Source organism: Micromonospora sp. NPDC048887, assembly GCF_040649715.1.
Taxonomy (GTDB): Bacteria; Actinomycetota; Actinomycetes; order Mycobacteriales; family Micromonosporaceae; genus Micromonospora.
In genome coordinates, this window is the sequence record NZ_JBEZGA010000024.1 from 17,224 (window position 1) to 43,122 (window position 25,899).

General features: G+C 73.7%; 24 protein-coding genes. 8 read left to right on the plus strand and 16 right to left on the minus strand.

Annotation, left to right across the window (positions count from 1 at the left end; all coding sequences use genetic code 11):
- The first annotated feature begins 70 nt into the window (after positions 1-70).
- The gene (locus AB0C17_RS26975) at positions 71-2,986 is read left to right on the plus strand and encodes an Hsp70 family protein (protein WP_357481066.1); all 2,916 of its coding nucleotides are present in this window, start codon (positions 71-73) and stop codon (positions 2,984-2,986) included.
- A 77-nt stretch (positions 2,987-3,063) separates the two neighbouring features.
- On the plus strand, positions 3,064-5,187 hold the full coding sequence (locus tag AB0C17_RS26980; RefSeq protein ID WP_357481069.1) for a M14 family zinc carboxypeptidase: 2,124 nt from the start codon (positions 3,064-3,066) through the stop codon (positions 5,185-5,187).
- A 61-nt stretch (positions 5,188-5,248) separates the two neighbouring features.
- Here the strand turns inward: AB0C17_RS26980 and AB0C17_RS26985 are convergent, their stop codons facing one another.
- Positions 5,249-7,129, minus strand: coding sequence for a propionyl-CoA synthetase (locus tag AB0C17_RS26985; protein WP_357473212.1), 1,881 nt, complete (start codon positions 7,127-7,129; stop codon positions 5,249-5,251).
- A gap of 156 nt (positions 7,130-7,285) precedes the next feature.
- Here AB0C17_RS26985 and AB0C17_RS26990 point away from each other — a divergent pair, with 156 nt between their 5' ends.
- Both AB0C17_RS26990 and AB0C17_RS26995 read left to right on the plus strand, forming a co-directional pair.
- Complete coding sequence (locus tag AB0C17_RS26990) at positions 7,286-7,537, plus strand: hypothetical protein (RefSeq protein WP_269704528.1); 252 nt, start codon at positions 7,286-7,288, stop codon at positions 7,535-7,537.
- 201 nt (positions 7,538-7,738) lie between these two features.
- Positions 7,739-8,218 (plus strand): hypothetical protein, encoded by a 480-nt coding sequence (locus AB0C17_RS26995; protein ID WP_357473216.1) that lies wholly within the window; start codon positions 7,739-7,741, stop codon positions 8,216-8,218.
- 48 nt (positions 8,219-8,266) lie between these two features.
- Here AB0C17_RS26995 and AB0C17_RS27000 read toward each other — a convergent pair whose 3' ends face one another.
- Positions 8,267-8,806: a hypothetical protein gene (locus AB0C17_RS27000; protein ID WP_357473218.1), complete on the minus strand. Its 540-nt coding sequence runs from the start codon at positions 8,804-8,806 to the stop codon at positions 8,267-8,269.
- A gap of 99 nt (positions 8,807-8,905) precedes the next feature.
- Between AB0C17_RS27000 and AB0C17_RS27005 the strand changes: the two genes are divergently transcribed.
- Together AB0C17_RS27005 and AB0C17_RS27010 are read left to right on the plus strand one after the other, a co-directional pair.
- A complete protein-coding gene (locus AB0C17_RS27005) occupies positions 8,906-10,126 on the plus strand; it encodes a GNAT family N-acetyltransferase (RefSeq protein WP_357481072.1) in 1,221 nt (406 codons plus the stop codon).
- A gap of 309 nt (positions 10,127-10,435) precedes the next feature.
- Positions 10,436-10,837, plus strand: a complete 402-nt coding sequence (locus tag AB0C17_RS27010; protein ID WP_357481075.1) for a hypothetical protein — start codon at positions 10,436-10,438, stop codon at positions 10,835-10,837.
- A gap of 68 nt (positions 10,838-10,905) precedes the next feature.
- On the opposite strand, the gene AB0C17_RS27015 is transcribed toward AB0C17_RS27010, so the two are convergent.
- From AB0C17_RS27015 to AB0C17_RS27030, 4 genes are all read right to left on the minus strand, one after another.
- Positions 10,906-11,376: a ribose-5-phosphate isomerase gene (locus tag AB0C17_RS27015; RefSeq protein WP_013288048.1), complete on the minus strand. Its 471-nt coding sequence runs from the start codon at positions 11,374-11,376 to the stop codon at positions 10,906-10,908.
- A 72-nt stretch (positions 11,377-11,448) separates the two neighbouring features.
- Complete coding sequence (locus AB0C17_RS27020; protein WP_357386332.1) at positions 11,449-12,648, minus strand: DUF1015 family protein; 1,200 nt, start codon at positions 12,646-12,648, stop codon at positions 11,449-11,451.
- 133 nt (positions 12,649-12,781) lie between these two features.
- The gene (locus AB0C17_RS27025; RefSeq protein ID WP_357481078.1) at positions 12,782-13,126 is read right to left on the minus strand and encodes a hypothetical protein; all 345 of its coding nucleotides are present in this window, start codon (positions 13,124-13,126) and stop codon (positions 12,782-12,784) included.
- A 125-nt stretch (positions 13,127-13,251) separates the two neighbouring features.
- A complete protein-coding gene (locus AB0C17_RS27030) occupies positions 13,252-13,875 on the minus strand; it encodes a disulfide bond formation protein DsbA (protein WP_357386328.1) in 624 nt (207 codons plus the stop codon).
- 228 nt (positions 13,876-14,103) lie between these two features.
- On the opposite strand from AB0C17_RS27030, the gene pepN reads away from it, so the two are divergent.
- Complete coding sequence (pepN, locus tag AB0C17_RS27035; RefSeq protein ID WP_357481081.1) at positions 14,104-16,650, plus strand: aminopeptidase N; 2,547 nt, start codon at positions 14,104-14,106, stop codon at positions 16,648-16,650.
- 121 nt (positions 16,651-16,771) lie between these two features.
- On the opposite strand, the gene AB0C17_RS27040 is transcribed toward pepN, so the two are convergent.
- The 3 genes from AB0C17_RS27040 to AB0C17_RS27050 all read right to left on the minus strand — a co-directional run bounded on the left by AB0C17_RS27040 (position 16,772) and on the right by AB0C17_RS27050 (position 19,001).
- Positions 16,772-17,185: a DUF5130 family protein gene (locus AB0C17_RS27040; RefSeq protein ID WP_357386324.1), complete on the minus strand. Its 414-nt coding sequence runs from the start codon at positions 17,183-17,185 to the stop codon at positions 16,772-16,774.
- The gene (locus AB0C17_RS27045) at positions 17,172-17,456 is read right to left on the minus strand and encodes a hypothetical protein (protein WP_357386386.1); all 285 of its coding nucleotides are present in this window, start codon (positions 17,454-17,456) and stop codon (positions 17,172-17,174) included. Before AB0C17_RS27045 ends, AB0C17_RS27040 begins: the two co-directional genes overlap by 14 nt.
- A gap of 72 nt (positions 17,457-17,528) precedes the next feature.
- Positions 17,529-19,001, minus strand: a complete 1,473-nt coding sequence (locus tag AB0C17_RS27050) for an amidase (RefSeq protein ID WP_357481084.1) — start codon at positions 18,999-19,001, stop codon at positions 17,529-17,531.
- A gap of 216 nt (positions 19,002-19,217) precedes the next feature.
- On the opposite strand from AB0C17_RS27050, the gene AB0C17_RS27055 reads away from it, so the two are divergent.
- Positions 19,218-20,150 carry an alpha/beta hydrolase gene (locus AB0C17_RS27055; RefSeq protein WP_357473236.1) on the plus strand — a complete coding sequence of 311 codons (933 nt, stop codon included), beginning with the start codon at positions 19,218-19,220 and terminating at the stop codon, positions 20,148-20,150.
- A gap of 58 nt (positions 20,151-20,208) precedes the next feature.
- Here AB0C17_RS27055 and AB0C17_RS27060 read toward each other — a convergent pair whose 3' ends face one another.
- The 7 genes from AB0C17_RS27060 to AB0C17_RS27090 all read right to left on the minus strand — a co-directional run bounded on the left by AB0C17_RS27060 (position 20,209) and on the right by AB0C17_RS27090 (position 25,778).
- Entirely contained in the window at positions 20,209-21,204 is a 996-nt protein-coding gene (locus tag AB0C17_RS27060) for an amidohydrolase family protein (protein ID WP_357386318.1), read from the minus strand.
- Positions 21,205-21,207: 3 nt separating this feature from the next.
- The gene (locus tag AB0C17_RS27065) at positions 21,208-21,732 is read right to left on the minus strand and encodes a 3-hydroxyanthranilate 3,4-dioxygenase (RefSeq protein ID WP_357481087.1); all 525 of its coding nucleotides are present in this window, start codon (positions 21,730-21,732) and stop codon (positions 21,208-21,210) included.
- Positions 21,725-22,150 carry a RidA family protein gene (locus AB0C17_RS27070; RefSeq protein ID WP_357473244.1) on the minus strand — a complete coding sequence of 142 codons (426 nt, stop codon included), beginning with the start codon at positions 22,148-22,150 and terminating at the stop codon, positions 21,725-21,727. Before AB0C17_RS27070 ends, AB0C17_RS27065 begins: the two co-directional genes overlap by 8 nt.
- Positions 22,147-22,920 (minus strand): 4-oxalocrotonate decarboxylase, encoded by a 774-nt coding sequence (locus tag AB0C17_RS27075; protein ID WP_357481090.1) that lies wholly within the window; start codon positions 22,918-22,920, stop codon positions 22,147-22,149. Before AB0C17_RS27075 ends, AB0C17_RS27070 begins: the two co-directional genes overlap by 4 nt.
- Entirely contained in the window at positions 22,917-23,972 is a 1,056-nt protein-coding gene (dmpG, locus tag AB0C17_RS27080; RefSeq protein WP_357473250.1) for a 4-hydroxy-2-oxovalerate aldolase, read from the minus strand. The genes AB0C17_RS27075 and dmpG overlap by 4 nt, the downstream gene beginning before the upstream one ends.
- Positions 23,969-24,904 (minus strand): acetaldehyde dehydrogenase (acetylating), encoded by a 936-nt coding sequence (locus AB0C17_RS27085; RefSeq protein ID WP_357473254.1) that lies wholly within the window; start codon positions 24,902-24,904, stop codon positions 23,969-23,971. Before AB0C17_RS27085 ends, dmpG begins: the two co-directional genes overlap by 4 nt.
- A gap of 76 nt (positions 24,905-24,980) precedes the next feature.
- Positions 24,981-25,778 (minus strand): fumarylacetoacetate hydrolase family protein, encoded by a 798-nt coding sequence (locus AB0C17_RS27090; protein ID WP_357386309.1) that lies wholly within the window; start codon positions 25,776-25,778, stop codon positions 24,981-24,983.
- Positions 25,779-25,899 lie beyond the last annotated feature (121 nt).

Below are 25,899 nucleotides of genomic sequence, written 5' to 3' on the forward strand. Positions count from 1 at the left end.
GCGGCGGGGCGGCGTGGGCTGCGTACGATGCGGGCCGGACATCCTCGTCGGGTGGTGGAGGTAGCCGCGGATGGCAGGCCAGCAGGACGGTTTCGCCCTCGGCGTGGACCTCGGCACCTCGAACACCGTGGCGGTGCTGCGCTGGCCGGACGGGCGCACCCGGCCGGTGCTGGTCGACGGGCACCCGATCCTGCCGTCCGGCGTCCACGCCGACGCGGACGGTCACCTGCACGTCGGGCGGGACGCGCAGCGCCTGGCCCAGGCCGACCCGGCCGGTTACGAGCCGAACCCGAAGCGCCGGGTCGACGAGGAGACCGTCGAGCTGGGCGGGCGGGCGTACCGGCCGGCGGAGCTGCTGGCCGCGACGCTGCGCGCGGTAGCGGACGCGGCGGTGGCGGCGGTCGGGATGCTGCCCCCGGCGGTGGTCACCCACCCGGCGGCCTGGACGCCGGCCCGCCGTCAGGTGCTGCACGACGCGCTGGAACTGGCCGGCTGGCCGGCGGCGGCCGAGCACACGCTCGCCGGGCCGATCGCGCCCGGCACCCGGCTGCTGCGCGAGCCGGTGGGCGCGGCGCGCTACTTCACGCAGGTGCTGCGCCGGCCGGTGCCGGTGGGCGGCGCGGTGGCGGTGTTCGACTTCGGCGGAGGCACGCTCGACGTGGCGGTGCTGCGCAACGAGGGCGCCGACCCGTGGGGCGACTCCGGTTTCCAGCTGGTCGCCACCGGCGGGATCCCCGACCTCGGCGGGCTCGACCTGGACGCGGCCCTGCTCGGGCGGCTCGGCGAGCTGGTCGGCCCGGCCCACCCGCGGGAGTGGGCCCGGCTGACCGACCCGAGCACCACCGCCGAGCGGCGGGACCGCCAGCAGCTCTGGGACAACGTGCGCGGCGCGAAGGAGATGCTGTCCCGGGCCATGGTGGCGCCGGTGGCCGTACCGGGGGTGGAGGCGGCGGTGCCGCTGACCCGGGAGGACTTCGAACGCCTGGCCGCGCCGCTGCTGGCCCGGGCGGTGACGGAGACCCGGGAGGTGACCGCCGCCGCCGGGCTGCGCCCGGAGCAGCTGTCCGGCCTGTTCCTGGTCGGCGGGTCGACCCGGGTGCCGCTGGTGGCCCGGCTGCTGCACGCCGAGCTGGGCATCGCGCCGACAGTGCTGGAGCAGCCGGAGATGCCGGTCGCCGAGGGCGCGCTCACGGACCTGCCGCTACCTCGCCGGTCCGGCCGTCCCGCCGTGCCGGCCCAGCACGCGCCCCCGCATCCCGGACCGGCGGGGCCCCCGCCGCCGGCAGGCGAGGCGCCGGCCGCCGGCACGGCGAACGCGGCCACTGTCGCCGCCGGTGCGACGAGGACGAACCCGACCGCGCGCCTCGGCGGGCCGGACTCGGCGTCCGCCGGACCGCACGGCACGCTGGTCGCCGACGGCGCCGCCCCGCAGACGCCCTTCACCAGGTACGACGGCACGCCGCTCGCCGGTCCGGTTCCGCCCCAGCCCACGAGGTACGACGGCACACCCGCCGCCCACGGTCCGGTTCCGCCCCAGCCCGCCGGGGGATACGGCGCCCCTCCGCCCGGCGGCGGCTGGCAGCCCGGCGTACCCGGGGCGCCCTTCTCCCCCGCGCCGAACGGTGTCCGGCCCGGCGGCGGCCGGCCCCGGCGCGGCCGGTGGATCGCGCTCGGCGCGGGTCTCGTGGTGGTCGCCGTGGCGGCGTCGGTGCTGCTCTGGGTGTTCCGGGACCGGCACCCGGCGCTGGACTTCCACGCCCCCGAGCTGGTGCGGACGGTGGCCGCCGGTGACACGCGGCCGGACCAGATGTTCACCGCGACGCTCGGGGACCGCGCCTACCTGGCCCGCTCGTTGCCCGACGACCATCTCCACGTGACAGCAGTCGAGGCGTCGACCGGCAAGACCGTCTGGGAGACGCGGACCGACGCGAGCGCGCAGCGGTGGGCCGGGGTCCGGGCGCTGCCCGACGGGCTGCTCGTCCTCTCCGACGCCACCGGCGGCGACAACCCGCGCGTGCTCGCGGTGCTCGACGGCGATTCCGGCGAGCAGCGCTGGCGGACCGACGTCGGCCGCGACGACACCCTGTACCTCGGGCCCGACACGATCGTCCGGCTGGACCGCACCGGCGAACGCCTGGCCGGGCTGCGGCTCAGCGACGGCCGGCAGCGGTGGGAGCGGCCCAACCCGCGCACCGAGTACGGCGACGCGCGCACGAAGGTGTTGCCGGTCGCCACCGGTGCGGCGCTGGACGGCGCCGCCGACGCCGAGGGCGCGCCGCTCGCCCCGTGGGCGGGGAAGGCGGACCGGCTCGTGCAGGTCGGCGCGGACCGCTCGGTCCGGGTGCTTGACATGCGCACCGGGAAGATCCTCAAGGAGCGGGGCAACGTGGCCGGCCTCGACGATCCGATGGCCGCCCGCGACGACCGGCTGTACGTCGCGGAGGACGAGCGTGGCCTGCGGCTGCTCGCCTACGACCTGGGCAGCCTCGGCACGCCGGGCGTGCTGTACGAGGCGCCGGAGCAGGGCGGCCGGGTGAAGGATCTGGTCACCTGCGGTGAGCGTCGCGTGTGCCTGCTGGAGACGACCGGCAGCGGCGCCGACGACACCCGCGTGGTGGCGGCGACCGAGGGTGCGGGCACCCGGCAGTGGGCGGCGCCGCGCGCCGAGTCGCTGGTGCCGGTCGGTGAGCACGTGCTGGCCGGGCGGGCCTCGCCGGACGCGGTGACGCTGTTCGCGCCGGACGGCACCGCGGTGCGGGAACGGGACGGGTCGGCGGTCCGGCTGGACGCCGGCAACGTGCTGATCTTCTCCAAGGCCCCGAGCAGTTTCGAGGACGACCGCGTCCTCGCCGGTATGGCGGTGGACGGCAAGCCGGTCGAGATGGGGCAGCTGAAGCAGATCCGCAGCGCGTCCTGCTCGTGGAACACCGAGATGCTGGTGTGCGGCGCGGAGAAGGGGTTCCAGCTGTACCGGTTCGCCGGCTGACCGGAAGTGAGCTTGACAGCGATCGATGCCTCGACTGGTGTGAGCGGCAGAGAGATCGACGTTCGCCAGGAGGCCCCGTGTTCGTCCGACGACGGTGGACCGCACTCACCGCCACAAGCATCCTGATCGCCGCGGCGCTGACCCACCCCGGGCCGGCCGCCGCCGCACCGCCCGTCCCCACGATCACGCTCGCCCCCACCGAGACCGCCCTCGTCCGCGTGCGGCTCGCCGACCGGGCGCAGCTCGACCGCCTGGTGGCCGGCGGCGCCGACCTGGCCAACCGCCCCCGCTCGCGCGACGGCGAGCTGACCGCCGACCTCGTCCTCACCGGACGGCAGCTCGCCGACCTCACCCGGCAGGGAGCCACCGCCGTGCAGGTGGTGCAGCGCGCCGACGACGGGGCCCGGCGCCTGGCCGAGAGCCGCCGCGCCGCGCAGGACCGCACCCGCGCGGGGCTGCGCGCGAGCGGCACCACCGCCGCTGTCGACACGCTCCAGTTCCTCCAGGCGTACTGGTGGACCACGGGCGGGCGGACGTTCCTCCAGGCCCAGGTGGCCACCACCGCCACCGACGACCCGGACGTGGAGATCACGGTGGGCTGGCGGACCGCCGACGGCGCCACCGGCTCGTTCCCGCTGTACCGCTTCGAGGACTCGGGCGAATACCAGTACCACTACGCGCTGCCGCAGCCGGTGCCGAGCCGGCCGGTGCAGCTCACCGCCACCTCCACGCTGGGCGGGACGAGCCGGCCGGTGACGCCGTCGCTCTGGCCGAACGCGTCCCCGCCGCCGCAGCCGGCCGGCTACCAGAGGGACTTCATCGACGCGTACCTCACGCCGGTGGACATCAGGGCGCGCGTCGCCCGGCTCGGCCGCCAGTACCGCGACCTGGTCGACGTGATCGACCTGCCGAACAAGACCCAGGGCTACCGCCGCAACGCCGCCGCCTACCTGGGCGACCCGGCGGTCGCCGCCGTGGTGGTGGAGTCGGTCCGCTTCGGCGACCAGGGCATGAACGGCGTGCGGGTACGCACCGTCGACCCGGGCCGGCCGAACCGGCCGCTGAGCATGCGTTACCGGGACCGGGTGCTCACCGTCTCGCTGGCCACCGACCGGGCGGGCAAGGTGACGAGCACCACCGACGACGTCGCCGCCCTGATCAGCGCCCCGCGCGGCGCCCGCTTCCGGGCCACCGTGGAGGAGGGCTCGGCCGGGCTGCCGATGCCGGTGGCCGGGCCGGTACGCCTCGACGACGGGTTGCAGGGCACCGAGGTGCCGGCCCGGCCGTGGACGGTGCAGGCGCTGCGCATCGGCAAGCACCGTGACGGCTCCCGGATCGGCGTGCTGGCGTACTCGCAGGAGCACGCCCGGGAGTGGGCGACGCCGCTGGTGACGCTGGAGTTCGCCGAGCGGCTGCTCGCCAACGCCCGTACCGACGCGGCCACCCGCCAACTGCTGGAGCAGGTGGACGTGTTCGTCATCCCGACCGTCAACCCGGACGGCGCGAACTACTCGTTCCACGACTACAACTTCCAGCGCAAGAACCTGGTAAACCACTGCACCGGCGAGGCTCGGGACCCGAAGTACCGCACCATGTGGGGCGTCGACGTCAACCGCAACTACACGGTCGGCTCCCTGTTCGACGGGTACGTGGGCGCGAGCACCAACTGCCTCGCCGGCAACTACGCGGGCACCGCCGAGCTGTCCGAACCGGAGAGCCGCAACGTGATCGACCTGGCCAAGGCCCACCCGAACATCAGGTTCGCGATGAACGTGCACTCCTACGGTGGCTACTTCATGTGGCCGCCCGGGGCGTACAAGGCCGACGGGCGGGTGACGCTGCCGCGCCCGTCGATCGACGAGTCGACCCTCTTCCTGGGCAGCGCGCGGCGCATCGTCGGCGCCATCGCGGCCGAGCGCGGCACCGTCACCTGGCCGTCGCAGACCGGCCCGGTCGCCGACGTCCTCTACTCGGCGGCCGGCAACTCCGCCGACCAGCTCTACTACGAGCTGGGCATCTTCGCCTGGGACTTCGAGGTCGGGAACGACAGGTGGAACGAGGCCACCGGCCAGTGGGAGGGCGTCGGCTTCCAGCCGCCGTTCGACGAGGCGCACGCCGAGGCGCAGGAGTACGCGGGCGGCCTGATCGAACTGGTCCGGGTGGCCCGCGACTACGCCGCCCGCAACCCGGTCCGGCGCTGACCGCAGGCGGTCCCCGGCCGGCCGATCCGGCCGGCCGGGGACCGCGTCAGCCCCGCACAGTTCAGTCCGCGGTGCCGAGGTCGCGGAAGACGGCGAGCGCACCCGGGTCGTCGATGGTCGCCGGCACCGGCTCGTCGCGCCCCTCCACCAGGCCCCGCATGGTGCGCCGCAGGATCTTCCCGGAGCGGGTCTTCGGCAGCGCCGGCACCACACTCACCCGGCGGAACGCGGCCACCGGGCCGATCCGCTGCCGGACCAGCGCGACCAGCTCGGCGGCGAGCGCGTCCGGGTCCACGTCGGCGCCGGCCTTGAGCACCACGTACCCGCTGGGCACCTGCCCCTTGAGCGCGTCGGCCACGCCGATCACCGCGCACTCGGCCACCGCCGGGTGCGTCGCCAGGACCTCCTCCATCGCGCCGGTGGACAGGCGGTGCCCGGCCACGTTTATGACGTCATCGGTGCGGCCCATCACGTACAGGTAGCCGTCCTCGTCGAACCGGCCGCCGTCGCCGGTCAGGTAGGTGCCGGGGAACGTGGACAGGTAGGAGCGGACGAACCGCTCGTCGTCGCCCCAGAGCGTGGGCAGGCAGCCGGGCGGCAGCGGCAGCCGGATCACTATCGAGCCGTCAGTGCCCGGCGGCACGTCGCGGCCCGCGCCGTCGACCACGCGCACGTCGTAGCCGGGCACCGGCACCGACGGCGACCCGGGCTTGATCGGCAGCGGCTCCAGGCCGCGCGGGTTGGCCGCCACCGGCCAGCCGGTCTCCGTCTGCCACCAGTTGTCGACGACGGGTACGCCGAGCCGCTCCCCCGCCCAGGCCCAGGTGTCCGGGTCCAGCCGCTCACCGGCGAGGAAGAGGGTACGCAGCGCACTCAGGTCGTACCGGGAGATGTGCTCGCCCTCCGGGTCCTGGCGGCGGATCGCCCGGATCGCTGTGGGCGCGGTGAACAGGGCGGCCACCCGGTGCTCGGCGGCGACGCGCCAGAACGCCCCGGCGTCGGGGGTGCCGACCGGCTTGCCCTCGTAGAGCACCGTGGTCGCGCCGGTGAGCAGCGGCGCGTACACGATGTAGGAGTGGCCGACCACCCAGCCCACGTCGGAGGCGGCCCAGAAGACCTCGCCCGGCTCGATGCCGTAGACGTTGCGCATCGACCAGCGCAGCGCCACCGCGTGCCCGCCGTTGTCCCGCACCACGCCCTTGGGCCGGCCGGTGGTGCCCGAGGTGTAGAGGATGTAGAGCGGGTCGGTGCCGGCTACCGGCTCGCACGGCGCCGGTTCCGCGTCCGCCATCACCTCGTCCCAGGTCAGGTCGCGGCCGGGCACCAGCGGGGCCGGGTCCTGCGGGCGCTGCACCACCACGCATCGCTCCGGCGCGTGCGTGGCCTCGTCCAGCGCGGCGGCCAGGATCGGGTGGTACGGCACCACCCTGTCCACCTCGATGCCGCAGGAGGTGGCGACCACCACCTTCGGCCGCGCGTCGTCGATCCGGACGGCCAGTTCGTGCGCGGCGAAGCCGCCGAAGACCACCGAGTGCACCGCGCCGATCCGGGCGCAGGCCAGCATGGCGACCACCGCCTCCGGAACCATCGCCAGGTAGAGCAGGACCCGGTCGCCCCGGCCGACGCCGAGGCGGCGCAGCGCACCGGCGAACCGGGCGGTCTCGGCGAGCAGTTCGGCGTACGTGAGGGTCCTGACGGTGCCGGTGACCGGGCTGTCGTGGATCAGCGCGGGCTGGTCGCCCCGGCCGGCGGCGACATGCCGGTCCAGCGCGTTGTGGCAGGTGTTCAGCACCCCGTCGGGAAACCAGCGGTACAGCGGCGCCGCCGAGTCGTCGAGGACGCGGTCCGGTGGGATGACCCAGTCGATGTCGGCCGCCGCGTCCCGCCAGAAACCGGCCGGGTCGGTGATGCTCCGCTCGTACGCTGATCGATACGCGCCCATGCCGTCATGCTGCTCCGCGACACCGCGCCGGCACGACGGCCGACCGGGTCCGGTGCGCCGGAAGCACGCCCCGGCTCGCCGAACGGCCCCTCACGGCGGTGGGTGGTGGCCGGCCCCGGCCGTTTCCGGCGGGCCGGGCCGGGGTAGGGCGGGCACATGGAGACGAACACGAAGGCGTACCTGGTCGGCGGTCCCCGCGACGGCAGCAGCCAGGACGCGGACGGCAAGGCCCTGGTGGAGATCGAGATCGATGGGATGATCCACCGCTACATCCGGACCACCAAGCAGCACGGCGACGACGGCGTGGTCTACAACTACGACGGCATGGTGGCGCCCGGTGGCGGCGAGCCGGGCGTCGAGGACCCGGCGGCCCGGGTCGCGTCGCCGAAGGCCGACGAGCAGCGGTGACCGCTCAGCCCAACGGGCGACGGATGAAGCCCGTGGGGCGGGGTAAGGCAGAACGGTCCTGGTGGAGCGACGACCGGCGTCGCGGCGTACCGCGGCCGGACGCGGGCGGGCGGCACGAATGCCGCCCGCCCGCGCATTCCGCGGACCGGCCCCGGCAAACCGAGTTTGATCAATGACGGGCATCGACTAGCGTGCCCAGGCGTGAAAACGAACCGGATCATCCCGATCCTCTTTGCCTGTGCCGTGCTGGGCCTCGCCGCGTGCGGCGACGAGAAGCCAGCGACCACGGCCGGGCCGGCGGCCACCTCGGCCTCCGCCGTACCCTCCACGGCGGCCCCCTCGCCCTCGGCGGCCGCGATGAGTGACAAGGACCTCTGCACCGCCGCAGAAAAGATCAACAAGGACATGCGGGCGAAGCTCATGACCGCCGTGCAGTCGGGTGGCGACCTGACGAAGCAGACCGGCGAGATCCTGACCGAACTCGGTGACCGGGTGGCCAAGCTGGCCGGGACCGCCGGGGACGGCAAGGCGGCCACCGCCCTGAAGGAGTTCGCCGCGGAGGCCGGCAAGGCGGGCTCGGCCGCCGACCCGGGAACCGCCGCCGACAACCCGGCCATGGAGAAGGCCAGCAAGGACATCAACGCCGCCTGCAAGACCGCCGGCGCCCCGACCACCTTCTGACACCCCGGGTCGTCCGTCCGGCGCGTGCCGGACGGACGACCTGCCGGCTCAGCTGCCGGTCACCCAGTTCCAGGCGGAGACCACCCACTCGGTCTGCTGGAGGTACGCCACACCCACGCCGGCCAGGAACAACGCGGTGACCAGGTGGGCGCCCTTGGCGCTGCGGCGCACCCGGCCGAACTGCCGCTCCAGGATCAGCCGGCCGAGCAGCCGGGCCAGCGCGAACAGGCCGACCGCGGTGAGCAGGCTGAGCACGAACGTGAGCAGCGGGGCCACGAGGTTGCCCCGGCCGGAGATCGCCCAGATGCCCCAGCACACGAACGCGAACAGAGCGCCGGCGGCGCTCAGCTCGCCGCCCTTGCGCGCCTGGGCCAGGTGCCAGCTCATCGGCCGGCGCGGCGCCGGCTCGGCCGCCCAGTCGCCGTGCTCGACGGTGGGGAACTGCTCGGTTCGGGGCGTACGCGACGGGCGCGGCTGACCGACCGCCGCCACCCCGCGCTGGAACGCGTCCCGCTGCGGGGGCACCACGCCCGGCTGGGGCGGCACCTCCACGGTGCGCTCGGCCCACGGCTGTGTCTGGTCCGCCATCTTCCGTCCTCCCCCTCGACCGGTTCCGGCCTCGGTTCCGAGGGTAGCCAGCCCGCAAATAGGGTGCCGACCCCCATCACGGTGCGATACACACGTGCCGTGACTGACGTGCTGGTATCCCGGGCCGAGGACTTCGACGACATCGCGGCGCTGCTGGCGCTGGCCTTCCACGGCGATCTCGACCCCGACGTACAGGCGCTGGAACGCCCGATCTTCGAGCCGGACCGGTCGCTGCTGGTCCGTGACGGCGGCACGGCCGTGGCGCACGCCGCCGCGTTCAGCCGCGACCTCGCGGTCCCCGGCGCGGACGTGCCGGCCGCGCACGTGACGATGGTCGCGGTGGCGCCGACGCACCGGCGGCGCGGCCTGCTCACCACGCTGATGCGCCGCCAGCTGCGGGACGTCCGCGACGCCGGCCGGGAACCGGTCGCGGTGCTCTGGGCCAGCGAGGGACGCATCTACCCCCGGTTCGGCTACGGGTCGGCAGCGCCGCGCTACGTGCTGTCCGCGGACACCACCGGGCTGCGCCTGCCCGCCCCGGCGTCCGCCGAGGGCACGCTGCGACTGGACCGTCCGGACGCGCACCGCGACGAACTGGCCCGGCTGTACGAGCGGGTCCGCGCCGGGCGTCCCGGCTGGTCCCGGCGCGACGAGCGCTGGTGGTCGTACCTGCTGGCGGACCTCAAGGCGCACCGGGGCGGCGCCACCGAGCGCCGGGTGCTGCTGCACGAGGGCGCCGGCGGCCCCGACGGTTACGCGCTCTACCGGACCAGGGACAGCTCGACGGCCACCGGACCGCAGGCCGAGGTGCAGGTCGGTGAGGTGGTGGCGGCGACGCCGGAGGCGTACACGGCGCTCTGGCGGCTGCTGCTCTCGGTCGACCTGACCCGCCGGCTGTCGTTCCCGATCGCGGCCCTGGACGAGCCGCTGCTGCGACTGGTGGACGAGCCCCGCCAGCTCTCGCCGCAGCTCGCCGACGCGCTCTGGGTACGCGTGGTGGACGTGCCGGCCGCGCTGGCCGCCCGGCGCTACGCCACCGACGTCGACGTGGTGATCGAGGTCACCGACGATCTGCTGAAGGAGAACACGGGCCGCTGGCAGCTGGTCGGTGGACGCGACGGCGCGCAGTGCACGCCCACCACCGGCCCGGCGGGGCTGGCGTGTGACGTACGCACGCTCGGCGAGATGTACCTCGGCGGCGCGAACCCGTACGCGCTGGCCGCCGCCGGCCGAGTGAAGGAGCTGATCCCGGGCACCCTGACCGCCCTGAACCCCGCCTTCACCTGGCACCGCGCCCCCTCCCCCATGGAGGTCTTCTAGCCGTCCCCAGCGGCCCGCGCGCCCGCCCACCCGGCCCACCCCGGCCCGCGCGCCCGGCCCACCCCGGCGATCATGAAGTTAGCGGCGCGAAGCGTCCGTTTTATCCAGGCCAACTTCATGATCGTGCGGGCGGGTGCCCCGTCGACCTTGGAGTTGTGGCACCTCGCATACCTCGCTTACGGGGCACTCCGGGCGCCACAACTCCATGATCGACGGAGGCTGGCTGGATCGGGTGTGTCGGGGAGCGTGTGTGGGCCGCGCGGGGTGCGAGCGGCGCGCGGGCGGGCTCGGGGGCGGTACGGTCGGGGGATGGGTGAGGCGGAGCGACGGCGACGACGGCTACGGCATCACGGCGACGCCGTCCCGCCGACGGAGACCACCGGAACCGGTGCCGGCGGCACGGGTGCCGACGGCAGCACCGCCAGCACCGCACCCGTACACGACGACGTGACGCCCCGGTCCCCGCGCGCCGGCCGGCCGGGCGAGCCGGAGCCCCGGGGCCGGCGCTCCCCCGCTCCCGCCGAGGAGGGCGAGCGCGGGCTGCGCGGGCTGGTCGGCTCCGGCTCGTCGCAGGTGAGCGTGACGGCCGCGCTGCGGGCACGGGACGCCGCCCGCCCGACCGAGGACGACCTCGCCGAAGCCGAACAGCGGGTGGTGCTCATCCGCCGCAACTGGGTGCCGCGCGAGGACCTGCCCCGCAACGGGCGCTGAGCCCGCGGAGGCCGGTACGGCGGCTCCGGCCCGGGCCCGGTGACCGGCTCGCCGAGAAGGGTGTCCGGTCAGGCGGGCAGCTCGGGCAGGCGGCGGCTCTGCTCGTAGGCGGCCACCTGCTCGATGCGCCGGCTGTGCCGGGGGTTGCCGGAGAACGGCGTGGTCAGGAACGCCTCGACCAGCGCGGTCGCCTCGTCGAGCGTGTGCTGCCGGGCGCCGATCGCGACGACGTTGGCGTCGTTGTGCTCGCGGGCGAGCTGTGCGGTGTCGACGTTCCAGGCGAGCGCGGCCCGGACGCCCGCCACCTTGTTCGAGGCGATCTGCTCGCCGTTGCCGGAGCCGCCGATCACCACGCCGAGGCTGCCCGGGTCACCGACCACCCGGTCGCCGGTGTGCAGGCAGAACGCCGGGTAGTCGTCGTCCGGGTCGAAGACGTGGGGGCCCACGTCGACCACCTCGTAGCCCTGCTTGGCCAGGTGGTTGGCGAGGTGCACCTTCAACTCGAAACCGGCGTGGTCGGATCCCAGGTAGACGCGCATACCGCGCAGTCTGACAGGCCCGCCCCCGGGCCGGCGCGCGGGCGGCGACCCGGAGGCGGTTTCGTCACACGGTCAGTGCGGCAGCTCGGCCACGACCAAGCCGGCCCGCGCCTTCGGGGTGAACCAGGTGCTCTTTCGCGGCATCTTCTCCCGGGCCAGGTTCACCGCGACGAAGTCGTCGACGGTCACCGGCGCGACGAGCACCGCCAGCTCGGCCCGGCCGGCGTCGACCTCACCGACGAGCCAGCTCGCCGGGTAGTCGCCGCCCACGTACGTGATCCGCTTGTCGCCCGGGTCGAGACCCAGGGCGTCGCGCAGCAGCAGGCGCTCGACGAGCGCGTGGTCGAGGTTCTCCAGCCGGCCGGCGCCGACGTGCGGCAGCGTCACCGCGTACCCCCGGCCGCCGAGATAGAGGTGCACGACGCCGCCGGTGGCCGGCACGTCGACCGGCCCGGCCGCCGGGGTGACCTCCGCGCCCGCCGCGCGCAGCCGGTCGAGCAGCTCGTCCGGCGTGGTGGTCAGCTCGCTGACCAGCCGGTTGTAGGGCTGGATGGCGACCGACGCGGGCGTGGTGATCACCGAGAGGAAGCGCGGGAAACCACCGGTCTGCGCGGCCAGGCTGCGGTGGTTGCCGTCCGCGACCACCAGGTCCCCGCCGCCGGCGAGCGCGGTCAGCTCGTCCTGCGCCGCACCCGGGCCCAGCAGCCAGATCGCGTGCGTGCGACCGGACTGGTCGACGTCGGTCGCGGCGGGCGCGCCGGCCGCGTCGGTCGCCGCCGCGAGCGCGGCGTGCAGCTCGTCGCCCTTGCCGGTCTGCAGCAGGAGTACGGGCGAGAGCAGGTGACCGAGCGCCTCGGCCAGGGCGACGCGCTCGCGCACCTTGGCGATGAACACGTCCTCGTTGCGGATGACCAGGCCCGGCTCGTCGGCGCGGGTGGAGATCTGGTCGGTGTCGACCATGGCCCACAGCCCGTACGCGCTCTCCTCGCCCGGCGCGCTGATCCGGTAGAGCACCACCACCTGCTCGGCCGGCGTGTAGCTGCCGTCCGCCTTCGCCTCGGCCAGGCGCGCCACCGCGTCGGGCAGCGCGTCGAGGAACGACTTCCCGAGGCTGCCGGGCGCCCGGTGGGGCATCTCGATGCCCAGGGCGCTGTGCGGATTCGCCTCGACGATGGAGGTGATCTCCGCGTCGTCGGCGAACTCGTCGTAGTTCTGCGCGCCGGTGCCGCCAGTGGTGATCCAGGCCCGGGCGATCGGATGCACGACCGTCATGTCAGCTGACGCTACCCGGGCCCCGATCGCCGCCGCCGCCCGACTCACCCGCTTACCACCAGGTGAAAGGAAGGGCCCCCGGTTAACGCCTCCGGTAGAGGAAGGGCCCCTTCTTAACACCGGGAAGGGCGACTCAGGCGGTGGCGTTGCGGTGCCGGCCGGGAGTCGGACGGCGGGCCGGCGCGGCGGGGCGGGAGCCGGCGTTGAGGCGTACCGTCGTCGCACCCGCGGCGGCCGGGTGGGCGGCGGCGCCGGACCGCGACGGCGCGCGGGCGGGCCGGCCGGGCTCATCCGGCGGTGTCATCCGCGAGGTGGCCACCACCCGGGCCACGCCGACCACGATCGGCGGGGCCAGCAGGTCGGCCACCTCGGCCGGGCCGACCGGCCAGTCGCTCTCGGTCACCGACCAGTACGTCGCACCGGAGTCCTCGGTCGCCTGCTGCGGCGCGTCGTCGGACATGCGGCGGTGCTTGGCCATGGGAACGCCTCCAGGAACTGCCGTGCCGCGGCCCCGCGGGCCGTCGGCTGGGACACCCGGTGAAACGAGCCCCGCACCGGCCCGGTGACGGGCGGTGCGGGGCTCGGACGCGCCACGTCCCACGCTCAGTCGAAGATCGGGCCCTGCTCGCGGGTGCGCTTCAGCTCGTAGAAACCGGGGGTGGCGGAGACCAGCAGCACGCCGTCCCAGAGCCGGCCGGCCGCCTCGCCCTTCGGCGCCGGGGTGATCACCGGGCCGAAGAAGGCGACCTGACCGCCGTCCGGACCCGGCGCGTGGATCACCGGAGTGCCCACGTCGGTGCCGACCGGCCGCATGCCCGCCTCGTGACTGGCCCGCAGCGCGTCGTCGTACTGCGTGGAATCGGCCGCGTCGGCGAGCGCCGGGTCCAGGCCGACGTCGGTGAGCGCGCCCACGATCATCTCCCGGCCCAGCTCCTCCTGGCGGAGGTGGATCCGGGTACCCATCGCGGTGTAGAGCTTCGCCAGCGCCTCGGCACCGTGCGCCTGCTCGACGGCGATGCACACCCGCACCGGGCCCCAGCCCTTGACCATCAGGTCCTGGTACTCCTCCGGCAGTTCCCGGCCGTCGTTGAGCACGGACAGGCTCATCACGTGGAACCGGATGTCCACGTCCCGGACCTGCTCGACCTCCAGCAGCCAACGGGAGGTGATCCACGCCCACGGGCACAGCGGGTCGAACCACATGTCCGCGGTGACACGTTCGGTCACTGTGTCTTCCCTTCACGCCATCGTCGCGCCGGGGACCCGGCGCGGTCACCTTCGATCCTCACCCCGCACCGCATAGACCGGTACCGGAATGAGAGCGTGACCTCGACCACCGAGGGCTGTCCGTACATGGAAGACTCGGTTCGCAGCGGGCCGTCACGAGCGGCCGGGCGAGAACCGGCGCCGCGGGGCGCGGCGAGACGAGCGGGATGGAGACGAACAGTGCCGGGAGTGCGCAACCTGACCCAGGTCGAGGCTACCGAGCGGGCCCGCCTGCTCGAGGTGACCGGGTACGACATCAGCCTTGACCTGTCGACCGCGGTGCAGTCCACCGGTCGCACGTTCCGCTCGGTGACCGAGGTCCGGTTCCGCTGCGCCGAGCCGGGAGCGACCACCTTCATCGAGACCGCTGCCGAATCGGTGCGCTCGGCCACGCTCAACGGCGAGCCGGTCGACCTGTCCGGCTGGTCCGCCGAGAAGGGGCTCACCCTCAGCGGCCTGGCCGCCGAGAACGTACTGGTGGTCGACGCCGACTTCGGCTACTCCAACAGCGGGCAGGGCCTGCACCGCACCGTCGACCCGGTGGACGGCGAGACCTACCTCTACAGCCAGTTCGAGACCGCTGACGCGCAGAAGGTCTACGCCTGCTTCGACCAGCCCGACCTGAAGAGCGTCTACACCTGGCACGCCACCGTCCCGGAGCACTGGCGGGTCGTGTCGAACATGCCGGTGGCGCGCGAGGAGGCCGCCGGTGAGGGCCTGAAGACGGTGCACTTCACCGTGTCGGAGCGGATGAGCACCTACATCACCGCGCTCTGCGCCGGGCCGTACCACGAGGTACGCCGCACCCACGACGGCATCGACATGGGCTACTTCTGCCGGGCCAGCATGGCTCAGCACATGGACGCCGACGACCTGCACCTGATCACCACGCAGGGCTTCGACTTCTTCCAGGAGAAGTTCGGCGTGCGCTACCCGCTGCCCAAGTACGACCAGCTCTGGGTGCCGGACTTCAACGCCGGCGCGATGGAGAACTTCGGCTGCGTCACGCACGCCGAGTCGCACTACATCTTCCGCTCGCAGGTCACCGACTTCGAGTACGAGCAGCGCGCCAACACGATCCTGCACGAGCTGGCGCACATGTGGTTCGGTGACCTGGTCACCATGCGCTGGTGGAACGACCTGTGGCTGAACGAGTCGTTCGCCGAGTGGGCCAGCCACTGGTGCAACACGAACGCCACCCGGTTCAACGACGCGTGGACCACGTTCCTGTCGATCCGCAAGAACTGGGGTTACCGGCAGGACCAGCTCTCCTCCACCCACCCGGTCTACTGCGAGATGCCGGACCTGGAGGCCGTCGAGGTCAACTTCGACGGCATCACGTACGCCAAGGGCGCGAGCGTGCTCAAGCAGCTCGTCGCGTACGTGGGCGAGGAGCCGTTCCTGGCCGGCCTGCGCGCCTACTTCGGCAAGTACGCCTGGGGCAACGCCACCTTCGACGACCTGCTGTCCGAGTTGGAGGCGGCCTCCGGCCGGGAGCTGCGCAAGTTCGCCGCCCAGTGGCTGGAGACCGCGCAGGTGAACACGCTGCGCCCGGAGGTGACCATCGGCGCCGACGGCACGTACGAGCGGGTGGTGGTCCAGCAGGAGGCGCCGTCGGGCTACCCGACGCTGCGTACCCACCGCATCGGCGTCGGCCTGTACGACCTGACCGACGGCCGGCTGGTGCGCCGGGAGCTGATCGAGACGGACGTGACCGGCGAGTTGACCGAGCTGTCCGAGCTGCACGGCAAGCCCGCCGCGGACGTGCTGCTGCTCAACGACGAGGACCTCACCTACGCGAAGCTGCGGCTGGACGAGCGGTCCATGGCCACCGTGGTGCAGCACATCGCCGGCTTCGACTCGTCGCTGGCCCGGGCGCTGTGCTGGACCGCCGCCTGGGACATGACCCGCGACGCCGAGCTGTCGGCCCGCGACTACGTGGCGCTGGTGCTGGCCGGGCTGACCGCCGAGACGGACATCAACCTCATCACCGCCACGCTGCGGCAGGCGACCACCGCGCTCACCTTCTACGCCGACCCGGCCTGGGCGCCGACCGGCTGGGCCGAGCTGGCCCGTACCGCGCGGACCGGGCTCGCGGCGGCCGAGCCGGGCAGCGGCTTCCAGCTCGCCTGGGCTCGCGCGTACGCCTCCTCGGCCCGCTCCGGTGAGGACCTGGCCACGCTGCGCGGCTGGCTGGACGGCAACGGGGTGCCGGAGGGGTTGACCGTCGACACGGAGCTGCGCTGGACGGTGCTCCAGTCGCTGGTCGCCAACGGCGCGGCGGGCGCCGCCGACGTGGACGCGGAGCTGGCCGCCGACCGTACCGCCAGTGGCGAGCGGGAGGCAGCGTACGCGCACGCGCTGGTGCCGACCGTGGAGAACAAGGCGGCGGTGTGGGCACTGCTCACCGGCCCGGACGCGCTGCCCAACTGGCGCAACCGGGCGCTGCTGCAGGGCTTCACCCACCCGGCGCAGGTCGAGCTGACCGCGCCCTACCGGGAGCGGTACTTCGCCACGGTGGACCAGGTGTGGGCGCAGCGCGACAGCGAGCCGGCGCAGGAGTTCGTGCAGCTCGCCTACCCGGCGTACCTGGTCGACGAGGACACGGTCGCGGCCACCGACGCGTGGCTGGCCCAGGACGGGCGACCGGCGTCGCTGCGGCGGCTGGTGGCCGAGGGCCGCGACGGTGTGGTCCGCGCGCTGAAGGCCCGCGAGCGGGACGCGCGCACCGCCTGAGTGAGGCATGCCGGCCGGGGCCGGCGCGGGTGGCAGCCCGCGCCGGCCCCGGCTGGGACCACGAGAAAGCCCGGCCCACGCGTACGCGGGCCGGGCTTCGTCGTGTGTGCGTGCGGGCGGATCAGCCCTTGCCGGCGTGGCTGGCGAGCTGGTCGAGGCCCTGGATGATGCCGCCGGCCAGGTCGCCGCCGCCGAAGGCGGCCACCATGGAGAGCGCGGCCAGCTTGGCGTACGTGTCCGGGATGCGCTTGCGCGCGTACTTGCCGGTGACGATCTCCAGCTGCCGCTGGTTGGGCGACACCGCGATCAGCACCGAGCGGTCCGGCTCGCCGAGCTGCCGGTGCAGCCGCTCGGCGTGTTCCCGGATCGGCTCGTCGAGGCCGCCGACGAACACCGAGAAGACCAGGCCGGTGCCCTGGTCGGCGAGGCGCAGCGCCTCGTCGATGCGGAGCAGCTGACGGGTCGAGAACGGTCCGTCCAGCACCGCGGGCGGGGTGCCCGTCCCCGTCGTGGGCCGCGCTTCACCAACGGTCACTTGCGCCTCCGGTTCCAGCGGCCGGTGCCTCCCGGCCGGCCTGCTCCTGCTTGCGGCTGGTCAACGCCGGCGCCTGCGCCCCGGCCGCGAGGGCCGTGCCGGCCGAGTCGGCCAGTTGCTCCGGACGGCTCAGGAACCAGACCGGAGTGAAGTCGAAGGGCCGGCCCGGCCGGTAGCGCTTGGCGCCGCCACCGTTGCCACGGCTGCCGGCGGCCGCCAGGGCGGCGATCAGCAGCACCGCGGCGACCGGGATGCCGACGAAGACCACCAACGTCTCGGTAACAGACAATCCCAACGCCCCCAGGCGGAAAGAGAGACCAGGAATGGCGGGTCGGTTGGCCGGTCAGGACCGGTCGCGCCCCACCTCACTTGTGATGTTCACGTTAGCGGAGTCGGCGGCCCGCCAGATTGCGGGGTGCTGATCCCATCCGTCACTCCAGTGCTCCAGCTGCGCGGCAGTGGCGAGCAGTGTCGCGTCGTCGCCGTAGCGACCGGTGAGCAGCACCCCCACCGGAAGCCCGTCGGCGGTCCGCCCGACCGGCAGGGAAACGGACGGATCGCCCGTGACGTTGAAGACCGCGCAGTATGGCGAGAAACGCCGCTGCCTGTCGAAGTCCTCTGCCGGTTCGAGGGCGGCGAACGCCCCCACCGGCGCCTGCGGGGCCGCGAGCGTCGGGCACAGCAGCAGGTCGCAGCCGGCGGTACGGCGTACGCCACGGCGTACCTGCGCCTGGAGTTCGCCGAGCGCGGCGATCAGCCGGGCCGTGCCGAGCGCCTCGCCGCGTTCGCGCAGGAACCGGGTCAGCGGCAGCAGGTCGCCCTCCCGCCCGGCCGGGACGGGGGTGACAGCCAGCGCGTACCAGACGGTCTCGAACAGCGGCCACGCCTCGGGGCCGAGCGGCGCGGGGACGTCGACCACCTCGTGGCCGGCGTCGGCGAGCAGCGCGGAGGTCCGGTCGACGGCGGCTGCGCAGTCCGGGTGGACCGGTTCGTCGGCGAGCATCGGCGTGGTGAAGCGGCCGACGCGCAGCCGGCCGGGGCCGGCGGAGCGGGCGGCGCGGGTGACGCCGAGGTACCCGCCGGCGGGCGCGGCCGGCGGCAGGTACGGCTCGCCGGGCACCGGCCGCGCGAGCACGTCGAGCAGCGCGGCCACGTCGGCCACGGTACGGCCGATCGGCCCGTTCACCGGCAGCCCGAAGCCGCCGAAGCCGAGCGGCCCGCCGGAGACCATGCCCCGGCTCGGTTTGTAGCCGACCAGTCCGCAGAGCGCGGCCGGGATGCGCAGTGAGCCCCCGCCGTCGGAGCCCTGCGCCACCGGGACCAGCCCGGCGGCGACAGCTGCCGCCGCGCCGCCGCTGGATCCGCCGGCCGTGTACGCGAGGTCCCACGGGTTGCGGGCCGGTGGCGCCACCAGTCCCTCGGAGTAGAGCGAGCAGCCGAGTTCGGAGGTGGTGGTCTTGCCGAGGCTGACCAGGCCGGCGTCGGCCAGGAGGCGGACCACGTCGGCGTCGACGGGTGGGACGAAGTCGGCGAAGGCGGCCGAGCCGAAGGTGGTGCGTACCCCGGCGGTGAGCGTCAGGTCCTTGATCGCGGTCGGCACCCCGTGCAGGGGGCCGCGTTCCTCCGCCGCCACCGCGTCGGCGGCGCGGGCGGCGGTCCGGGCCCGCTCGGCGGTGACGGTGACGAACGCGCCGACAGTGTCGCCGAGCGCCTCGACCCGGCGCAGGTGGTGCTCGACCAGTTCCAGGCTGGACAGCTCGCCCCGGCGGATCGCGGCGGCCTGTTCCAGCGCGGTCAGGTCGTGCGGCTCGGCCATGCCGCCCATCCTGCCGGTCCGGCGGCCGGACGACCGGGCGACACGTCCGACCGGCGGTGGCCGGTCCGTATCCGGGTGATCCGACCGGCGGCAGCCGGTCCATATCCGGGTGACATGACCGGTTCGGGATGGTCCGCCGGGCGGGTGGGGCGCGCAGGATGTACAGATCGACATAATTCGATTGAAGGCTGCCCCGACCACCCCGAGGAGCACCCCGTGCACCACGCACCCGGCACACCGGCCCGCCCGTCCCGGCTCCCGCGCGCCCTGCGCCCCCTGCTCGCCCTCGCCCTGACCGCCGCCGGCCTCGCCGCCCTGCCGGTGGCACCGGCCGGAGCCCGCGACGGCGGGCCGGCCGCGGCGCTCGCCGCGAACCCCTACGAGCGCGGTCCCGCGCCCACCACCGCGTCGATCGAGGCCACCCGCGGCCCGTTCGCGATCGCCCAGACCACCGTCTCCGCGTCGAGCGTCAGCGGCTTCCGCGGCGGCACCATCTACTACCCGACAAGCACCGCCGAGGGCACCTTCGGCGCGGTCGCCGTCTCCCCCGGCTTCACCGCCAGCCAGTCGGCGGTGTCCTGGCTCGGGCCCCGGCTGGCCTCACAGGGCTTCGTGGTCATCACCATCGACACCCTCTCCGTCTACGACCAGCCGGCCAGCCGCGGCACCCAGCTCCTGGCCGCCCTGGACTACCTGACGAACACCAGCGCGGTGCGTACCCGGATCGACCGCAACCGGCTGGCGGTGATGGGGCACTCGATGGGCGGTGGCGGCAGCCTGTCGGCGGCGAACGCCCGGCCCGCGCTCCAGGCGGCGATCCCGCTGACCGGCTGGCACTCCACGAAGAACTGGTCGTCGGTACGCGTGCCGACGCTCGTCATCGGCGCGGAGAACGACACGGTGGCGCCGGTGTCGTCACACTCGGAGCCGTTCTACACCAGCCTGCCGGCCACGCTGGACAAGGCGTACCTGGAGTTGAACGCGGCGAGCCACTCGGCGCCGACCTCGCCGAACGTGACTGTCGCGAAGTACAGCATCTCCTGGCTCAAGCGGTTCGTCGACGACGACACCCGCTACGAGCAGTTCCTCTGCCCGGCACCCCGGGGCACGGCCATCGAGGAGTACCGGGACACCTGCCCGCACTCCTGAGCAGCGCCGGGTGCGTCCGTCGACTCTAGGGCGACGACGGACGCACCCGCGCCGGTCTTCAGCGGCCGAGGAACCGCAGCGCGTTGCCGCCGAGCAGCGCGTCCCGCTGCGCGTCGGTGAGGAAGTCCGCCCGGTGCACCACCTGGCCGACCGGCCGCTCCCCCAGCGGGTACGGGTAGTCGCTGCCGAGCAGCACCCGCTCGGCGCCCATGGTGTCCACCAGCAGCCGCAGCGCGGCCGGTTCGAAGACCACCGAGTCGACGTGGAACCTGTCGACGTAGGAGCTGGGCGGCGCGCTGGACGCGCCGCGTACCAGGTCACCCCGGCGGTGCCAGGCGTTGTCGGCGCGGCCCAGCCAGAACGGGAAGCTGCCGCCGCCGTGCGCGAAGCAGATCCGCAGCGTCTCCGGCACCCGGTCGAACACGCCGCCGAGGATCAGTGCCAGCACCGACAGGTGCGTCTCGGCCGGCATCCCGGTCAGCCAGCGCGCCATCCACCGGTCCAGCCGGGGGCCGCCGGGCATGTCCCACGGGTGCACGAACACCGGCGCGCCCACCTCGGCGCAGTGGGTCAGGAACTGCACGATGCCCGCGTCGTCCAGGTCCCGGTCGCCGACGTGGTTACCGATCTCCACCCCGGCGTGCCCGGCCGCCAGGCAGCGGTCCAGCTCGGCACAGGCCGCGTCCGCGTCCTGCAACGGCACCTGGCAGAACGGCACCAGCCGGTCGCCGCCGGCGGCGGTGACCTCCAGCGTGAGGTCGTTGAAGATCCGGGCCACCTTGACCGCCTGGTCGGCCGGGCGGTCGTAGCTGAAGAAGACCGGGGTGGGCGAGACGACCTGCACGTCCACGCCGTCGGCGTCCATGTCGGCGAGCCGGGTCGGCGCGTCCCAGCACTGCCCGCCGATCGGGCGGAACTCCGTCTCCCCCACCATGATCATGGCGGCGCGCTCGGAGTCCACCCGCAACCAGGGCCACCCGGACCCGCCGCACGCCGCGGCGAGGTCCGGCCACCCCTTCGGTACGACGTGCGTGTGCACGTCCACGACCGGCACGCGTCAGCCCTTGCCCGGGTGCAGCGCGCCGCAGTTGTCGCAGGTGCGGGCCTTCTCGTCGGCGTAGAACGCGGCGAAGACCGGGGGCAGGTCGGCGGCGATGTCGCGGACCTGCAACTCCACCTCGTGCACCTTGTGGTGGCACTCGCCGCAGTACCACTGGAACTTCTCCAGCGTGCCCTCCTCGCGGACCCGCTCGATCACCATGCCGATCGAGCTGGCCTCGGGGCGCTGCGGCGAGTGCGGGGTGTTGCGCGGCAGCATCCACATCTGCCCCTCGCGCACGTGCACCGTACGCGGGCCCTCGGGCAGCATCAGGTTGATGTGCATGTTGCCCTTGACCTGGTAGAAGAACTCCTCGTACGGGTCGACGTGGAAGTCCGTGCGCTGGTTCGGGCCGCCGACCACCATGACGATGAAGTCGTCGCTGCCGGGCAGCATCTCCTTGTTGCCCACCGGGGGCTTGAGCAGGTGCTGGTTCTCGCCGATCCAGCCGGAGAAGCTGAACGGCTCGGCGATCTCACTCATGGGAACCTCCCGACGGAAGTAGGGCGACTGCCTGCATCTCGATCAGCAGATGCGGATGCGGAAGCTGGTGCACGGCGACTGTGGTCCGGGTCGGGCCGGTGGCGTCGAAGAACTCCGCCCACACCTCGTTGTAGCCGCCGAAGTCGTTCATGTTGACCAGGTAGCTGGTGACCTGCACCAGGTCGCTCAGGTCGGCGCCGACCGAGCGGAGCAGGTCACGGATGTTCTCCACCACGGCCCGGGTCTGCTCCCGGATGTCCAGGTCGGTGGTGCCGAACTCGTCCACCGACACCCCGGCGAACGTGTTGTCCGGCCGGCGCGACGACGTGCCGGACACGTAGACGAACCCACCGCCCACCTTGACGTGCGGGAACGCGCCCCGCGGCACGGCCTTCCCGGCCACCACGCGGGCCGTCACGGCAGAGCCTTCAGGGAGGCGGAACCGAGCTTCTCCACAGTGGCGCGCACGTGTGCGCCCGGTCGCAACGGCACCGCTGCGGTGGCCGCGCCGGCCAGGAACACCCAGCCCTTGCGCAGCCGGACGCCGTGCCGGCCGGCCAGCCGCAGGCCCTCGTCCAGGGCGCGGCGCGGGTCGCCGAGGATGGCGGCGGTCGAGCCGACCTGTGCCACCCGCCCGTCGATCTCCAGCAGCACGCCGAGGTTGTCCAGCCCGTCCGGCACCGGCGACCACGGCCCGACCACGAACGCGGCGGCCGAGGTGTTGTCGGCCACCACGTCCGGCAGCGAGAAGGTGAAGTTCGCGTACCGGGAGTCGATCAGCTCGATCGCCGGGGCGACCGCGCGTACCGCCCGGGTGAACGAGCCGACCGGTTCGCCCGGGTCGGGCAGCCGGTCCAGCAGGAACGCCACCTCCGGCTCGACGCGCGGGTGGATGAAGTCGCCGACGTCGACGGCGCCGCCGTCGGGCACCCGCATCACGTCGGTCAGCCGGCCCCAGATCACCTCGTCCACGCCGACCTGGGCCATCTTGGCCTTGCTGGTGAGGCCCATCTTCAGGCCGACCAGCCGCTCACCCCGGTCGAGGCGGCGCTTCACCAGCGCGGTCTGCACCGCGTACGCGGCGTCGACGTCGAGGCCGGTCTCGGCGGCGAGCTGCGGGATCGCGGCGGCGTCGTCAGCCGCCGCGCCCAGCTTCTCCGCGATGCCCGCGATGTCCGGCCCGATCATGGGTTCTCCTTGCTCGCCAGGTCCAGTGCCACGTCCACGATCATGTCCTCCTGGCCGCCGACCATCCGGCGGCGGCCCAGCTCGACCAGGATCGAGCGGACGTCCACGCCGTACTTGGCCGAGGCACGCTCGGCGTGACGCAGGAAGCTTGAGTAGACGCCCGCGTACCCCAGGGAGAGCGTCTCCCGGTCCACCTGGACCGGCCGGTCCTGCAAAGGGCGGACGAGGTCGTCGGCGGCGTCCATCAGCGCGAACACGTCGCAGCCGTGCTTCCAGCCGTGCAGCTCGGCGACCGCGACGAAGACCTCCAGCGGCGCGTTGCCCGCGCCCGCGCCCATACCGGCGAGCGACGCGTCCACCCGGACGGTCCGCCCGGAGGGCGAACCGAGCGGGCCGTCGCCGAGGATCCGGCCGTGCTCGACCGCCAGCACGCTGTTCGCCACACCCAGGGACAGGTTGTGGTGCGCGTGGATGCCGATCTGCGTCTCCGGTTCCAGCACCTGCCGGTACGCGTCGACGCGCTGCGCCACGTCCGACATCAGCAGCCGCCCGCCGGAGTCGGTGACGTAGACGCAGTGCGCGCCGTACGACTCCATGAGCTTCGCCTGCGCGGCCAGCCCGGCCGGGTCGTTGAGGTGCGACATCATCAGGAACCCGGAGACGTCCATGTCGTTCTCCCGGGCCCAGGCGATGTGCTGGGCCGAGATGTCCGCCTCGGTGCAGTGCGTGGCGATCCGTACGCTCGTCACGCCGAGCGCCTTCGCCGCCTTCAGGTCGGCGATGGTGCCGATGCCCGGCAGCAGCAGCGTGGTGAGCCGCGCGGTGGTGAGCACCTCGGCGGCGGCGGCGATCCAGTCCGCGTCGGCGGCGGCGCCGTGCCCGTAGTTGACGCTGGAACCGGCCAGGCCGTCGCCGTGGGCCACCTCGACCGCCGCCACGCCGGCCGCGTCGAGCGCGGCGGCGATGGTACGCACCTGGTCGACCGTGTAGCGGTGGCCGATGGCGTGCATGCCGTCGCGCAGCGTCACGTCCTGGATGTAGAGGTCGGTCATCGCGCACTCACCTCCGTCGCGCGCAGCGCCACCAGCCGCTCCGCGGTACGCAGCGCGGCCGACGTCATGATGTCCAGGTTCCCGGCGTACGCGGGCAGGTAGTGCCCGGCGCCGGAGACCTCCAGGAACACCGACACCTGCAGGCCGGTGAAGTGCCGGCCGAGCACCGGCGCGTACGTGTCGACAGGGTCGAACTGCACGTCCTGCTTGAGCCGGTAGCCGGGCACGTACTCCTGCACGGCCTTCACCATGTCGGCCACCGAGGCGGCGATCGCGCCCCGGTCGGCGTCGGCGTCCGGGCACAGGCAGTAGACCGTGTCGCGCATGAGCAGCGGCGGGTCGGCCGGGTTCAGCACGATGATGGCCTTGCCGCGTTCGGCGCCGCCGACCACCTCGATGGCGCGGGCGGTGGTCTCGGTGAACTCGTCGATGTTGGCCCGGGTGCCCGGACCGGCCGACTTCGAGGCGATCGAGGCGACGATCTCGCCGTACGCGACAGGGGTGATCCGGCCGACCGCGTGCACGATCGGCACCGTCGCCTGCCCGCCGCAGGTCACCATGTTGACGTTCGGCTCGCCCAGGTGCTCGTCGAGGTTCACCGGCGGCACCACGTACGGGCCGATCGCGGCCGGGGTCAGGTCGACCACCGTGCGGCCGTGTGCCCGCAGCACCTCGTCGTGCCGCTTGTGCGCGCCAGCCGAGGTGGCGTCGAAGACCAGTTGGACGTCGGCGAACTCGGGCAGCGCGACGAGGCCGTCGACGCCCTCGGCGGTGGTGGTCACGCCGAGCCGGCGGGCCCGGGCCAGACCGTCCGAGGCCGGGTCGATGCCGGCCATCGCCACCATGCGCAGGCTCTCACTGAGCCGCAGCACCTTGATCATCAGGTCGGTGCCGATGTTGCCCGACCCGAGCACCGCCACTCCGACGCTCATGCCGGCCCTCCGCTGCGCTGCGTGCCGCCATGAGGCTCGACGGCCCTGTATCGATGATTCGCTCGCTGGCGCTCGCTCATGAGCTGGTCTCCTTGGAGAAACAGGTACGCACCGAACCGAGCCCGGAGATGCGCGCCTCGTACGCGGCGCCGGGCGTGACCGGCACCATCGGGCCGAGCGCGCCGGAGAGCACCACGTCACCGGCCTTGAGCGGGTCGCCCGCCCGGGCCATGGTCGCGGCCAGCCACTGCAACGCGTGCAGCGGATTGCCCAGGCAGGCCGCGCCCGCGCCGACCGAGACCGGCTCACCGGCGTGCTCCAGCACCATGCCGCACAGCCGCAGGTCCACGTCGGCGAGTCGCCGGGGCGCGGTGCCGAGCACGAACAGCCCGCTGGAGGCGTTGTCCGCCACCGTGTCCACGATGGAGATGTCCCAGTCGGCGATCCGCGAGTCGACGATCTCGATGGCCGGCAGCACGTGGTCCACCGACCGGATCAGGTCGACAGTGGTGACCCGCTCGTCCGGCAGGTCCGCGCCGAGCACGAAGGCGATCTCCGCCTCCACCCGCGGCTGGAGCAGCCGCCCGATCGGCACCTCGACGCCGTCACCGACGGCCATGTCGTCGAAGAGCACTCCGAAGTCGGGCTGGAAGACGCCGAAGCTCTCCTGCACGGTCCGCGACGTCAGGCCGATCTTCGCGCCGACGCGGCGGTGCCCCTTGCCCAGCCGCTGCCGGGTGTAGACCTGCTGCACCTGGTACGCGGCCTCGATGTCGCCCTCGGGCAGCAGCCGGCCGCGCAGCGGCGGGCAGGGCTTCCCCTCCTGCCGGGCCACCGCGAGTTCCCGGTTGGCGGCCTCGATGTCCACGGTCATGGCGGCTCCTCGCTTACGTCGCTGCGGATTCCGGCCATTCTGCCCACCACGCGCGCCCGCGCCAGTCCGCGCGCTCATGCTGGGCCACCCTTCGTTCGCGACTGCGGGGCTCGCAACACCG

Coding starts and splice junctions, on each gene's coding strand:
- AB0C17_RS26975 (WP_357481066.1), top strand. CDS start 71: ATGGCAGGCCAGCAGGACGGTTTCGCCCTCGGCGTGGACCTCGGCACC.
- AB0C17_RS26985 (WP_357473212.1), bottom strand. CDS start 7,129: ATGGGCGCGTATCGATCAGCGTACGAGCGGAGCATCACCGACCCGGCC.
- AB0C17_RS26990 (WP_269704528.1), top strand. CDS start 7,286: ATGGAGACGAACACGAAGGCGTACCTGGTCGGCGGTCCCCGCGACGGC.
- AB0C17_RS27000 (WP_357473218.1), bottom strand. CDS start 8,806: ATGGCGGACCAGACACAGCCGTGGGCCGAGCGCACCGTGGAGGTGCCG.
- AB0C17_RS27010 (WP_357481075.1), top strand. CDS start 10,436: ATGGGTGAGGCGGAGCGACGGCGACGACGGCTACGGCATCACGGCGAC.
- AB0C17_RS27015 (WP_013288048.1), bottom strand. CDS start 11,376: ATGCGCGTCTACCTGGGATCCGACCACGCCGGTTTCGAGTTGAAGGTG.
- AB0C17_RS27020 (WP_357386332.1), bottom strand. CDS start 12,648: ATGACGGTCGTGCATCCGATCGCCCGGGCCTGGATCACCACTGGCGGC.
- AB0C17_RS27025 (WP_357481078.1), bottom strand. CDS start 13,126: ATGGCCAAGCACCGCCGCATGTCCGACGACGCGCCGCAGCAGGCGACC.
- AB0C17_RS27050 (WP_357481084.1), bottom strand. CDS start 19,001: ATGGCCGAGCCGCACGACCTGACCGCGCTGGAACAGGCCGCCGCGATC.
- AB0C17_RS27065 (WP_357481087.1), bottom strand. CDS start 21,732: ATGAGTGAGATCGCCGAGCCGTTCAGCTTCTCCGGCTGGATCGGCGAG.
- AB0C17_RS27075 (WP_357481090.1), bottom strand. CDS start 22,920: ATGATCGGGCCGGACATCGCGGGCATCGCGGAGAAGCTGGGCGCGGCG.
- dmpG (WP_357473250.1), bottom strand. CDS start 23,972: ATGACCGACCTCTACATCCAGGACGTGACGCTGCGCGACGGCATGCAC.
- AB0C17_RS27085 (WP_357473254.1), bottom strand. CDS start 24,904: ATGAGCGTCGGAGTGGCGGTGCTCGGGTCGGGCAACATCGGCACCGAC.
- AB0C17_RS27090 (WP_357386309.1), bottom strand. CDS start 25,778: ATGACCGTGGACATCGAGGCCGCCAACCGGGAACTCGCGGTGGCCCGG.